A 13,182-nucleotide genomic window follows, 5' to 3' on the forward strand; every position below is an offset into this window, starting at 1 on the left:
ACATCGAGAGGAGGTGCAGCGAAGCAAACCGGAGGCGATGCGCCCGGATCAATTCCGGAACGAAGGAACCCCGAGCCTTAGCGAGCGGGCCGAACGCCGGGGCCAAGCCTTTTGGTTACTTTTCGGCGTCTGGAAAAGTGACTCGCCGTCAGGGCGAAACCGTCAGCGGCAGCAACCGAAGAAACGGATATTCACCCCATCAACAAGAACCTGGTCGGCCCAAAGGCCGCCAAGGTCAAACGCTCAAACCACATCTACACCCACGTGAATCGCATCATGCCGCCAAAACTCCAGATCACAATCAATCAACCGCTCATGCTGATCATAATTAACCCGAGCAATCCTCAATCCCGGACTCCCCACAGAAACCCGCAAAGCCGCCGCCGCATCCACAGACAGTGACGTAGGCACAATCTCGAACCGCACCCGCCCATAGTGCAAATCGTAATGCCGCGCATACAACTCGGTAATCGACTGATTCAAATCAAACCCCAGAATCCCCGGAAAAAACTGCGGATTCAGATAGTGCTCCACATACAACACCAATCGCCCATCAATGCGCCGCGACCGGCAAATCTGAATCACGCTCGACAACGCCGGCAACTGCAACCACGCACACACCGCCGCCGAAGCCGGTTGCAGGCGCGCCGAAATCACCTCGGTCGACGGCACTCGCCCCTGCGCACTGACCATCGCGTGAAAGTGACTGCGCTGCATCAGGTTGTACGCCAGACGCGGCGGCGAGACGAACCAGCCGCGCCGCTCCTCACGATAAATCTGTCCCTGCGCCTCCAGCTGCAACAGCGCCTCACGCACTGTGATGCGCGTGGTACCGAACAACTCACTGAGCTTGCGCTCGGCCGGCAGCTTGCTGCCCGGCGCCAACAGGCCGTGATCGAGCTGCTCCTGCAGCACCTGGCCGATGGCTGTCACCGCTTTTGTTGCCTCATCGCGCATCAACGTTACCTATCTGGACTAGACCAGCACTGTTTCAGGGCAAAAACTGCACGGCCTGCAAGCCGTTTCCATGTGTTGCAAGCCTAGGCAGTGCAGATGACCGAGAGATGACAAACCCGCCCGACGGTCGCCCTCATGACTTGCAATACATCGGCCAAGTCCCTTGCCAACCGGGGCTTTGACCTTGGTCTACGCTTACCGGGCAAGCGCCAGAACCGGGCCAATAAAAGCCCTGCCGGACCCGCGCCGACATCAAAGTGTCATCCAGCCCCCTTAAATTGGCTCAGGTATTGCTGACCTAGACCAACACAAACCGCAATCGCAGCGTTGAACACGACCAAGGAGCTTCGGAATGAAACAGCTTTTCCTGGCAACACTGTTAGGCTCGACCATTGCAATGTGCACCGCCGCCATGGCGGCCGACACCGACCTGAAAACCCTCGAAGCCGCTGCGAAAGCGGAAGGCGCCGTCAACAGCGTCGGCATGCCCGATGACTGGGCCAACTGGAAAGGCACCTGGGAAGACCTGGCCAAGACCTACGGCTTGAAACACATCGACACCGACATGAGCTCGGCCCAGGAAATCGCCAAGTTCGCCGCTGAAAAAGACAACGCCACCGCCGACATCGGCGACGTCGGTGCTGCCTTCGGCCCGATCGCGGTCAAGCAGGGCGTAGTGCAACCGTACAAGCCAAGCACCTGGGATCAGGTTCCGGCCTGGGCCAAGGACAAGGACGGCAACTGGGCACTGGCCTACACCGGCACCATCGCCTTCATCGTCAACAAGAAGCTGCTGCACGGTTCCGAAGTACCGACCAAATGGGCTGACCTCAAGGGCGGCAAATACAAGGTTTCCATCGGTGACGTGAGCACCGCCGCGCAAGCAGCCAACGGCGTACTCGCCGCAGCACTGGCCAACGGTGGCGACGAGAAGAACATCAAGCCAGCGCTGACATTGTTCGCCGACATCGCCAAGCAGGGTCGCCTGTCGATGGCCAACCCGACCATCGCCACCATGGAAAAAGGCGAGATCGAAGTCGGTGTGGTCTGGGACTTCAACGGTCTGAGCTACAAAGCCAAGATGGCCAACCCGGATGACTACGTGGTGCTGATCCCGTCCGACGGTTCGGTGATTTCCGGCTACACCACGATCATCAACAAGTACGCGAAAAACCCGAACGCCGCCAAGCTGACCCGCGAATACATTTTCAGCGACGCCGGCCAGACCAACCTCGCTCGCGGCAATGCTCGCCCAATCCGCGCCGAACACCTGCAACTGCCGGAAGACGTGAAAGCCAAGCTGCTGCCGAACGAGCAGTACAAGAAGGTCACGCCGATCAAGGACGCCGACGCCTGGGAAAAAACCTCCAAGGCCCTGCCGCAGAAGTGGAACGAAGAAGTCATCGTCGAGATGAAGTAAGGCGGCGAATCACCTCTGTGTGATTTGTTGGAGATCCAAATGTGGGAGCGGGCTTGCTCGCGAATGCGGTGGATCAGTCAAGAATTATCGACTGACACTCCGCATTCGCGAGCAAGCCCGCTCCCACAGGGGATCCAGGTTGAATTTGAATTTCCTGTTTTTCGCGGAGTTTTTGCCCCTATGAAGCACAACGTCATCCTTGTCGTGCTCGACGGCCTCAACTTTGAAGTCGCGCGGCACGCCATGGGGCATCTGCAGGCTTACGTTGGCGCAGGACGTGCGGCGCTCTACCAGTTGGAGTGCGAGTTGCCGGCCCTGTCCCGACCGCTTTACGAATGCATCCTCACCGGCGTACCGCCAATCGACAGCGGCATCGTCCACAACAACGTTGCGCGCCTGTCCAACCAGCGCAGCATCTATCACTACGCCCGCGACGCCGGCCTGACAACCGCGGCGGCGGCCTATCACTGGGTCAGCGAGCTGTACAACCGCTCGCCGTTCGTGGCAGCACGCGACCGGCATACCGACAACCTGTCGCTGCCGATCCAGCACGGCCACTTCTACTGGAGTGACCACTACCCGGATTCGCACCTGTTCGCCGACGCGGAAAACCTGCGCCTGCGCCATGCGCCGAATTTTTTGCTGATCCACCCGATGAACATCGACGACGCCGGTCACAAGCACGGTCTCGACTCCTCGCAGTACCGCAACAGCGCGCGCTCGGCGGACGTCATCCTCGCCGATTGCCTGCAAGGCTGGCTCGACGCCGGTTATCAGGTACTGGTGACGGCCGACCACGGCATGAACAACGACCGCTCGCACAACGGCCTGCTGCCGGAAGAACGCCAGGTGCCGCTGTTCGTCCTCGGCGACGCTTTCAGCCTCAACGCGGACGCGGCGCCGAAACAGACTGAAATCTGCGGCACTGTCTGCGAACTGCTCGGCGTGCCCCACGACAAACCTGTGTGCCGGGAGCTGCTCAAGTGAACTCAATGACTCGCGGCAAATGGCTGGCAGCCTTGTGCCTGGTGCCCTTCGCCCTGTTCTTTATCGTGTTCGAAATCGCCCCGCTGGTCTGGGTGATGATCAACAGCCTGCAGTCGGAAGAGTTCGGCTGGGGCTTCGAAAACTTCAGCAAGATCTTCAGTTCGAAGTTCTATCTGCAGGCGATCCAGTACAGCCTCGAGATCAGCTTCTGGTCGAGTGTGTTCGGCATCATCATCGCCGTGCTCGGTGCGTATTCGCTGCGCCGGGTCGACTCGAAACTGCGTAACTTCGTGAATGCCTTCGCCAACATGACCAGCAATTTCGCCGGTGTGCCGCTGGCCTTCGCCTTCATCATCCTGCTCGGGTTCAACGGCAGCATCACCATCATGCTCAAGCAGGCCGGGATCATTCAGGACTTCAACCTGTACTCGAAAACCGGCCTGATCATCCTTTACACCTACTTCCAGATTCCCCTCGGCGTGCTGCTGCTCTACCCGGCCTTCGACGCCTTGCGTGAAGACTGGCGCGAGTCCGCCGCGCTGCTGGGCGCCAACGGCTGGCAGTTCTGGCGCCACATCGGTCTGCCGGTGCTGACCCCGGCGCTGCTCGGCACCTTCGTGATCCTGCTGGCCAACGCCCTAGGCGCCTACGCTACGGTGTATGCCTTGACCACCGGCAACTTCAACGTGCTGCCGATCCGCATCGCGGCGATGGTCTCCGGCGACATTTCGCTGGACCCGAACCTCGCCAGCGCGCTGGCCGTGGTGCTGGTGGCGTTGATGACCATCGTCACCGTCGTGCATCAACTGCTGTTGAAGAGGAGCTACCATGTCTCGCGCTGAATCCGGCCCGGCCGGCGTCTACCACCGCGTCGTGGTTTACCTGTTGTTCGCGATCCTGCTGCTGCCGCTGGTGGGCACGCTGATCTACTCGATCGCCAGCAGTTGGTCGGCGACCATCCTGCCCAGCGGCTTCACCTTCAAATGGTATATCCAGTTGTGGAGCGATCCGCGCTTTCTGCACGCCTTCGGCCAATCGTTGCTGGTGTGCGTCGGCGCACTGGTGCTGTCGGTGGTGTTGATTCTGCCGCTGCTGTTCGTGGTGCATTACCACTTTCCGAAACTCGATGCGCTGATGAACATCCTGATCCTGCTGCCCTTCGCGGTGCCGCCAGTGGTGTCGTCGGTGGGGCTGTTGCAGCTCTACGGTTCCGGGCCGCTGGCAATGGTCGGCACGCCATGGATCCTGATCGGTTGCTACTTCACCGTGGCGCTGCCGTTCATGTACCGGGCGATCACCAACAACCTGCAAGCGATCAACCTGCGCGACTTGATGGACGCGGCGCAACTGCTCGGCGCCAGCACCTTTCAGGCGGCATTCCTGGTGGTGCTACCCAACCTGCGCAAAGGCCTGATGGTCGCATTGCTGCTGTCGTTCTCGTTCCTCTTCGGCGAGTTCGTCTTTGCCAACATTCTGGTCGGCACGCGTTACGAAACCTTGCAGGTTTATCTGAACAACATGCGCAACAGCAGCGGTCACTTCACCAGTGCGCTGGTGATCTCGTACTTCTTTTTCGTGCTGGTCCTGACCTGGATCGCCAACATCTTGAACAAGGACAAAAGCGAATGAGCTATGTCAGCGTCCAGAACCTGAAGAAAAACTACGCCGGCACCCCGGTGTTCAGCGACATCAACTGCGAAATCAACAAGGGCGAATTCGTCACCCTGCTCGGCCCTTCGGGTTGCGGCAAGTCAACGCTGCTGCGCTGCATTGCCGGCCTGACCCCGGTGGATGGCGGCAAGATTCTGCTCGATGGCGTCGATATCGTGCCGCTGAGCCCGCAAAAACGCGGGATCGGCATGGTGTTCCAGAGCTACGCACTGTTCCCCAACATGACCGTTGAACAGAACGTTGCCTTCGGCCTGCGGATGCAAAAGGTCAATGCCGACGACAGCCACAAGCGTGTCTCAGAGGTGCTGAAACTGGTTGAGCTCAACGACTTCGCCGGCCGCTATCCGCACCAGCTCTCCGGTGGTCAGTGCCAACGCGTCGCCCTCGCGCGCTCGCTGGTCACCCGTCCACGCTTGCTGCTGCTGGATGAACCGCTGTCGGCGCTGGATGCGCGGATTCGCAAACACCTGCGTGAACAGATCCGGCAGATCCAGCGAGAACTCGGCCTGACCACTATTTTCGTCACCCACGATCAGGAAGAAGCGCTGACCATGTCCGACCGGATTTTCCTGATGAACCAAGGGAAAATCGTCCAGAGCGGCGACGCTGAAACCCTCTACACCGCGCCGGTGGATCTGTTCGCCGCCGGCTTCATCGGCAACTACAACCTGCTCGACGCCGACGACGCATCGAAGCTGCTGCAACGGCCGATCAACCACCGCATCGCGATTCGTCCGGAAGCCATCGAATTGAGCCTCAATGGCGAACTCGACGCGCAGATCCGCAGCCACAGCCTGCTCGGTAACGTGATCCGCTATCGGGTCGAGGCGCGTGGCGTGGAACTGGTGGTGGACGTGCTCAACCGCTCGGCGGCGGATCTGCATCCCGACGGTCAGCGCCTGGCACTTTCAATCGATCCGACGGCCCTGTGTGAGGTAGCCTGATGACTTTGCTGACGTTGAAGAGAGAACTGCACTGATGGCCCTGGCAATTTTTGATCTGGACGAAACCCTGATCCACGGCGACTGCGCCACCCTCTGGAGCGAGCAGATGGGGCGCCTGGGCTGGGTCGATCCCGAGTCGTTCATGCGCAAGAACGACGAGCTGATGGACGCCTACAGCCATGGCAAATTGCGCATGGAAGAGTACATGGTCTTCAGCCTGGAGCCATTGATCGGCCGCACGCCGGAAGAAGTCGATCATCTGGTCGGGCCTTGGGTGGAAGATTTCATCGAGCCGATCATCTTCAGCGATGCGACCAAAACCATCGCCGCTCATCGCAAGGCGGGTGACCGGATTCTGGTGATCTCGGCGTCGGGCACGCACCTGGTCCGACCGATTGCCGACCGACTCGGCATCGACGAGATTCTGGGGATCGAACTGGAAGTCGCGCATGGCGTTTACAGCGGCCACACCGTTGGCACGCTGACCTACCGCGAAGGCAAGATCACCCGCTTGCTGGAGTGGCTGGACGCCGAGGAAGAAAATCTTGAAGGCGCGAGTTTTTATTCCGACTCACGCAACGACTTGCCGTTGTTGCTGAAGGTGGATTTCCCGCATGTGGTGAATCCGGATCCGGTGCTCCTTGAGCACGCCGAAAAAGCCGGCTGGCCGATCCACCTCTGGAAGTAACCATAGATTCAAATGTGGGAGCGGGCTTGCTCGCGAAGGCGGTGAATCAGTCAAAAACTTATCGACTGACACTCCGCTTTCGCGAGCAAGCCCGCTCCCACAGGTTTTCCGGTGTTGTCAGCTCAGGCTGTCGTCAATCACCAGCACCACCTTCCCCGCCACCGTATTGCTCGCCAACTCGGCAAACGCCGCTTCGGCATCTTTCACCGGAAAAGTTTTCGCCAGTTGCGGGCTCAACCGCCCTTCGGCAAACAGCGGCCACACGTGCTGCCCCAGGTCACTGAGCAGGTCCGTCTTGAATTGATCATCACGGCTGCGCAGGGTCGAACCGAGCAACTGCACACGCCTGGCCAGCACCTGCGCCAGATCCAGCTTCGCCTCACGCCCGCCCATCAACCCGATCAGCACCCAACGTCCGTCGAGCGCCATCAGCTTGAGGTTCAGCGCGGCGTAAGTGCCGCCAACCGGATCGAGGATCACGTCAAACGGAGCGAAGTCGCGCAGGCCCTCCAGGTCATCGCTGCGCACCACGCCGCCCTGGGCGCCGAGCGCTTCACAGTAGGCCAGACGCTCGGCCGAGCCGACGCTGACCCAGCACGGGTTGCCGAACGCCTTGCACAGCTGAATGGCCGCTGAACCAATTCCACTGGCTCCGGCGTGCAAGAGAACTTTCTCACCCGGTTTCAACGCCGCCAGTTGAAACACATTCAGCCAGACCGTTGCATAAACCTCGGGTAATGCCGCGGCTTCGATCAGCGAGACGCCCTCGGGCACCGGCAGCACGTGCCGCCCGTCGACCACCACCTCTTCGGCCATCCCGCCCCCGGCCAGCAAGGCGCAGACCCGGTCACCAACCTGCCAGGAGGACCCGGCGCCGACCTCGCTGATCACCCCGGAGCACTCAAGACCGAGCACCTGACTGGCGCCGGGCGGTGGCGGATAAAGCCCGGCTTTCTGTAATAAATCGGCGCGATTGAGGCCGGCTGCCGCCACGCGAATGCGCACTTGTCCTACATCGCACGCAGGACTCGGCTCTTCAACCCATGCCACTTGACCTTCAACGCCTTGCAATGCCTTCACAGTGCCTCCATAGTGAGTCTGGACTGAGCCCGAAGCTGTAGCGCCGGGCTTTTTGCATTATGCGACCGGCTCTCGTAGAACCGGCGACTTCAAAGACGGCCTAATATGCGTTATCAATTGTCCCCGCGTCGAATCAGCATGAAGCATTTGCTCCCCAGCACCGCCCTCGCTCTTTTCATCGGTATCGGCCTGTTGCCGATGTCGGGCAAAACATTCGCAGCCAACAGCTGGGACAACTTGCAGCCTGATCGCGACGAAGTGATCGCCAGTCTCAACGTCGTCGAGTTGCTCAAGCGTCACCACTACAGCAAGCCGCCGCTCGACGATGCGCGCTCGGTGATCATCTACGACAGCTACATCAAGCTGCTGGATCCATCGCGCAGCTACTTCATGGCCAGCGACATCGCCGAATTCGACAAGTGGAAGACCCAGTTCGACGACTTCCTCAAAAGCGGCGACCTCAACGCCGGGTTCACCATCTACAAGCGCTATCTGGACCGCGTCAAGGCGCGCCTGGACTTCGCCATTGCGGAGTTGAACAAGGGCGTCGACAAGATGGACTTCACCACCAAGGAAACCTTGCTGATCGATCGCAAGGACGCCCCTTGGCTCAAATCCACTGCTGAACTCGACGACCTGTGGCGCAAACGCGTCAAGGACGAAGTGCTGCGGCAGAAGATCGCCGGCAAAGAGCCGAAGCAGATCCAGGAAACCCTGACCAAGCGCTACAAGAACCAGTTGGCGCGCCTCGACCAGACCCGTCCGGAAGACATCTTCCAGGCGTACATCAACACCTTCGCCATGTCGTACGATCCGCACACCAACTATCTGTCGCCGGATAACGCGGAGAACTTCGACATCAACATGAGCCTGTCCCTGGAGGGCATCGGCGCCGTGTTGCAGAGCGACAACGATCAAGTGAAAGTCGTGCGTCTGGTGCCCGCAGGCCCGGCCGACAAGACCAAACAGGTTGCACCGGCTGACAAGATCATCGGCGTTGCCCAGGGCAACAAAGAGATGGTCGACGTGGTGGGCTGGCGCCTGGACGAAGTGGTCAAGCTGATCCGCGGCCCGAAAGGCACCGTGGTTCGTCTGGAAGTGATTCCGGCCAGCAACGCGCCGAACGACCAGACCAGCAAGATCGTGCCGATCACCCGCGAAGCGGTGAAGCTTGAAGATCAGGCGGTGAAAAAATCCGTGCTGAACCTGAAACAGGACGGCAAGGACTACAAGCTCGGCGTGATCGAGATTCCGGCCTTCTACCTCGACTTCAAGGCGTTCCGTGCCGGTGATCCGGATTACAAGAGCACCACCCGTGACGTCAAGAAACTGCTGACCGAACTGCAGAAAGAGAAAGTCGACGGCGTGGTCATCGACTTGCGCAACAACGGCGGCGGCTCCCTGCAGGAAGCCACCGAGCTGACCAGCCTGTTCATCGACAAGGGCCCGACCGTCCTCGTGCGTAACGCCGATGGCCGCGTCGATGTACTGGAAGATGAAAACCCGGGCGCGTTCTACAAAGGCCCGATGGCATTGCTGGTCAATCGCTTGTCCGCCTCGGCTTCGGAGATTTTCGCCGGCGCCATGCAGGACTACCATCGCGCGCTGATCATCGGTGGCCAGACCTTCGGTAAAGGCACGGTGCAGACCATTCAGCCGCTGAACCATGGCGAACTGAAACTGACCCTGGCCAAGTTCTACCGGGTTTCCGGTCAGAGCACCCAGCATCAGGGCGTCCTGCCGGACATCGATTATCCGTCGATCATCGACACCAAGGAAATCGGCGAAAGCGCCCTGCCGGAAGCCATGCCGTGGGACACCATCAAGGCGGCGATCAAGCCTGCGGTCGATCCGTTCAAGCCGTACCTGGCGCAGCTCAAGTCCGAGCATGATGCACGCAGTGCCAAAGACGCCGAGTTCGTGTTCATCCGCGACAAGCTGGCCCTGGCGCAGAAGCTGATGGAAGAAAAAACCGTCAGCCTCAACGAAGCCGAACGCCGTGCCCAGCACACCGACATCGACGCCAAGCAACTGGCGATGGAGAACATCCGTCGCAAAGCCAAAGGCGAAGAGCCGCTCAAAGAACTGAAGAAAGAAGACGACGATGCCCTCGCGGCCGCCGAGCCGGACAAGGTCAAACCAGAAGACGACGCCTACCTGAGCGAAACCGGGCGCGTGCTGCTGGATTACCTGAAGCTGAGCAATCAGGTAGCCAAGAAGTAAGGTGATGGCAATTTAATGCTGACGCTCCTCGGAGCGTCATCAAACAGTCATCATTCTGTCGTGAAATAAAGGACTGGAGCCACTCTCTTCATCGAGAGCGCTCCCAGTCCTTTTTTTATCGCCAGAGATTGCCATGACCACGACCGAACAGCTGAGTGCCTTGAGCTCGATCCTGACTCAAAGCGGTTTGCACAGTCTGTTCCAGCCGATCATCAGTCTCTCCGAACGCCGCATCCTCGGTTACGAAGCCCTCACCCGTGGCCCGTCCAACAGCCCGCTGCACTCGCCTATCGCGCTGTTCGCCGTGGCGCGTCAGGCCGGCCGCCTGAGCGAACTGGAGATCGCTTGTCGCCAGTCTGCCTGCCGTCGCTTCAACGAGCAGCAACTGCCGGGCAAGCTGTTCCTCAACGTCTCGCCGGAATCCCTGCTCGAAGCGGCGCACCAGCCGGGACGCACCCTGCAGCTACTGCAGGATTTCGGCATACCACCGAGCCAGGTGGTGATCGAACTCACCGAACAGACACCGATCGACGATTTCCAGTTGCTGCAAACTGCGCTGCATCACTATCGCGCGATGGGTTTTTCAATTGCGCTGGATGACCTTGGGGCCGGCTATTCGAGCTTGCGCCTGTGGTCCGAGCTGCGCCCTGATTACGTGAAGATCGACCGCCACTTCATCGACGGTATTCATCAGGATGCGCTGAAACGCGAGTTCGTCGGCTCGATCCTGCAAATCGCCAAGGCTTCGCGAGCGCAGGTGATTGCCGAGGGTATCGAGTTGCTGGAAGAGCTGGCGGTGTTGACCGAAATGGGCGTCGATCTGGTGCAGGGCTATCTGCTGGGGCGCCCACAGGAACATCCACCCCACGATGCCCGGGCCCTGATGCCCAAACACGACAGCAATGCCGTGGCCCTCAACGACGAAGGCAGCGACCTCAGCGCCCTGCTCAACGACCAACCAGCCGTGCATCGCGACACACCGACCGCCACGGTGCTGGAAGCCTTCCGCCGCCAGGCCAACCTCAACTCACTGGCGGTGCTCGATGAACAAGGCCAGCCGTGCGGCATCGTCCATCGCCATTCGTTGTCCGACGCGTTGCTCAAACCGTTCGCCACCGACCTGTTCGCGCGCAAACCGATCAGCCGCCTGATGAACGACGACTTCCTCGCCGTGGAGATGAGCCAGTCGCTGCAACAGGTCAGCCGCCTGATCACCAGCCGCGCCCGTCAGCGCATCGAAGAAGATTTCATCATTACCCTCAACGGCGGCTATCTCGGCCTGGGTCGGGTAATTGACGTGCTCAAACTGATCACCGAACTGAAAATCCAGCAGGCCCGCTACGCCAACCCGCTGACCCTGCTGCCCGGCAACGTGCCGATCCAGCAATGCCTGACCCGCCTGCTGCAACAGGGCCGCGAGTCGATCATCTGCTACGTCGACATCGACAGCTTCAAACCCTTCAACGACATCTACGGCTACGGCCGTGGCGACGAAGTCCTGCTGTGCCTGGCGCAATGCCTGAACGAACGCGTTGACCCTTCCCGCGACTTCGTCGGCCACATCGGCGGCGACGACTTCCTCCTCGTCCTCGGCCCGGAAGACTGGCGCAAACGACTCAATCAGCTGCTCGACGACTTCCAGAGCCAATGCCGGCGCTTCTATCGCCCTGAGCATCTTGAGGCGGGGTGCTTCATCGCGCCGAACCGTCAGGGTATGCGGCAGGAGTTTCCACTGCTGTCACTGTCCATCGGCGTAGTCCACCTGCACCCCGAGGCCTGCGCCGAACTGGATGCCAGCCAACTCGCGGAAATTGCTTCGCAGGCGAAGCATCATGCGAAGAATGTTCCGGGGTATAGCGTGCATGTGATTGATAGCCTCAACACGCCCGACCTCCACCCTCCACAACTAATCGGCCAACGCTAACGCCCCAGACGACACCAATCCCTGTGGGAGCGGGCTTGCTCGCGAAGGGGTCAGTAAAGTCACTCTAGACTCAGCTTCTAGTGCCGCCGACCACGTCACGATCATAAATATCAAAACAACACAAAAAATATGCGGGACTCGGTAGATAAGGCTTCGATATTTCAGGATCAATGTACATAAAATCACTCCTTCGGATAAAGAGTAAATGGTACGTTTGTAATGGGATCGAACTTCATTTCGAACCCTCCCATATTGGTAATTAATCTAGGATTTTCTTTGTCCCTTCTATTTGGCTTGTAACCTTCCCCAGCGTCAGGAAGCCTCATCTTTACAACGTTGGCGCCCTTCCTACTCTGTCCGGTGTAACGAGGAAGTCCGCGTTCAACCCTGGTGATTGCGAGCACATAGGCTTCACGCATGATTTCCCAACTGTAAAATCTTGAGCTCGGATTACCTCAGGGAGCGATCAACTGAACGTCAACTCCAGCCTCTCCCGGCATTCAGATATTATTTTTTGAGGTCTGGAGGATTACAAGTACGTGTTTCAGCCACGTAATTCCATCCTGCCATTCGTGCCAATAACAGTAACTGCATCCCATCTCCGTCAATAAAAAATCTCGAATATCTTCTTCTGCTAGATCAAGCGCCAATGCAGCTTCAGTTTCCTTTATTACATCCAGAATTACGCAAGCTTCAGAATCCGCAATGAACGATTTAACGACATCATCAGCGACATCAAATTCGCCCATCCAGTCCTCATGAAAATAAGCTCCGAGAAACTGAAATAGCTGAGGAAACTCTTCATTTGTCATTTACAAATCCCGTCAAAATAAAGTATCCAAGCGGCGACTTCACATCTCGCTGAAGCACTAATCTGATGCTAAGCAACGGCTCTAATTTTCCACTCTTTCGCACAACACCCACCCCTGCTGGGGCCGAAACTTTCTCATTGATAACAAACTTCTTCATTTTACCTTTTACAAAATCATCAATTTTCTTCTGATTATTCCTAATGACATTCGACAATGCGGCTTCAGCTTCAAATCTATTAGGAAATGTTGATGCGATAGGTATGTTTGGCTCTTCCTGTAGTCTAGCTCTCAGTTGAGCCTCAGACCTATCGACATGCTTCGCTATGACATGCCCACCTCGAGACTCGTGAGCCTCTAAACCACCGCCGGGGACTATCTCACTATATGGCCCATCAGCCTGTATTGCTCCTGGACACGGCGTGCAAGCCAACCCCAACGGATCCACCCACCCCGTCGGATTCGGCACATACCGATAC

11 protein-coding genes and 1 pseudogene are annotated in these 13,182 nt (G+C 58.7%); 8 read left to right on the forward strand and 4 right to left on the reverse strand.

The window, feature by feature from the left end; genetic code table 11:
• Positions 1 to 243: 243 nt before the first annotated feature.
• Positions 244 to 957 carry a UTRA domain-containing protein gene (locus tag PseAD21_RS28465; protein WP_095191885.1) on the reverse strand — a complete coding sequence of 238 codons (714 nt, stop codon included), beginning with the start codon at positions 955 to 957 and terminating at the stop codon, positions 244 to 246.
• A 352-nt stretch (positions 958 to 1,309) separates the two neighbouring features.
• Between PseAD21_RS28465 and PseAD21_RS28470 the strand changes: the two genes are divergently transcribed.
• The 6 genes from PseAD21_RS28470 (at position 1,310) to PseAD21_RS28495 (ending at position 6,667) form a co-directional block, all read left to right on the forward strand.
• Positions 1,310 to 2,377, forward strand: coding sequence for an ABC transporter substrate-binding protein (locus PseAD21_RS28470; protein WP_102359039.1), 1,068 nt, complete (start codon positions 1,310 to 1,312; stop codon positions 2,375 to 2,377).
• A gap of 180 nt (positions 2,378 to 2,557) precedes the next feature.
• On the forward strand, positions 2,558 to 3,364 hold the full coding sequence (locus tag PseAD21_RS28475) for an alkaline phosphatase family protein (protein ID WP_102359040.1): 807 nt from the start codon (positions 2,558 to 2,560) through the stop codon (positions 3,362 to 3,364).
• 5 nt (positions 3,365 to 3,369) lie between these two features.
• On the forward strand, positions 3,370 to 4,206 hold the full coding sequence (locus tag PseAD21_RS28480; protein ID WP_177327382.1) for an ABC transporter permease subunit: 837 nt from the start codon (positions 3,370 to 3,372) through the stop codon (positions 4,204 to 4,206).
• Positions 4,193 to 4,993 carry an ABC transporter permease gene (locus PseAD21_RS28485; protein WP_003223125.1) on the forward strand — a complete coding sequence of 267 codons (801 nt, stop codon included), beginning with the start codon at positions 4,193 to 4,195 and terminating at the stop codon, positions 4,991 to 4,993. The genes PseAD21_RS28480 and PseAD21_RS28485 overlap by 14 nt, the downstream gene beginning before the upstream one ends.
• A complete protein-coding gene (locus PseAD21_RS28490) occupies positions 4,990 to 5,979 on the forward strand; it encodes an ABC transporter ATP-binding protein (RefSeq protein ID WP_102359042.1) in 990 nt (329 codons plus the stop codon). Before PseAD21_RS28485 ends, PseAD21_RS28490 begins: the two co-directional genes overlap by 4 nt.
• 34 nt (positions 5,980 to 6,013) lie before the next feature.
• Positions 6,014 to 6,667 (forward strand): HAD family phosphatase, encoded by a 654-nt coding sequence (locus PseAD21_RS28495; protein WP_102359043.1) that lies wholly within the window; start codon positions 6,014 to 6,016, stop codon positions 6,665 to 6,667.
• A gap of 117 nt (positions 6,668 to 6,784) precedes the next feature.
• Here the strand turns inward: PseAD21_RS28495 and PseAD21_RS28500 are convergent, their stop codons facing one another.
• A complete protein-coding gene (locus tag PseAD21_RS28500) occupies positions 6,785 to 7,747 on the reverse strand; it encodes a zinc-binding dehydrogenase (protein ID WP_102359044.1) in 963 nt (320 codons plus the stop codon).
• A gap of 138 nt (positions 7,748 to 7,885) precedes the next feature.
• Between PseAD21_RS28500 and PseAD21_RS28505 the strand changes: the two genes are divergently transcribed.
• Together PseAD21_RS28505 and PseAD21_RS28510 are read left to right on the forward strand one after the other, a co-directional pair.
• The gene (locus PseAD21_RS28505; RefSeq protein ID WP_178082181.1) at positions 7,886 to 9,970 is read left to right on the forward strand and encodes a carboxy terminal-processing peptidase; all 2,085 of its coding nucleotides are present in this window, start codon (positions 7,886 to 7,888) and stop codon (positions 9,968 to 9,970) included.
• A 133-nt stretch (positions 9,971 to 10,103) separates the two neighbouring features.
• A complete protein-coding gene (locus PseAD21_RS28510; protein WP_102359046.1) occupies positions 10,104 to 11,894 on the forward strand; it encodes a bifunctional diguanylate cyclase/phosphodiesterase in 1,791 nt (596 codons plus the stop codon).
• Between the two features lie 500 nt (positions 11,895 to 12,394).
• Here PseAD21_RS28510 and PseAD21_RS28515 read toward each other — a convergent pair.
• A pseudogene (locus PseAD21_RS28515) lies at positions 12,395 to 12,634 on the reverse strand (hypothetical protein); the annotation flags it as partial.
• A 61-nt stretch (positions 12,635 to 12,695) separates the two neighbouring features.
• Positions 12,696 to 13,182, reverse strand: a 487-nt coding sequence (locus PseAD21_RS29645) for an RNase A-like domain-containing protein (RefSeq protein WP_305886539.1), incomplete at its 5' end; no start/stop codon positions are given.

The sequence above is a fragment of the Pseudomonas sp. AD21 genome (assembly GCF_002878485.1).
GTDB lineage: Bacteria > Pseudomonadota > Gammaproteobacteria > Pseudomonadales > Pseudomonadaceae > Aquipseudomonas.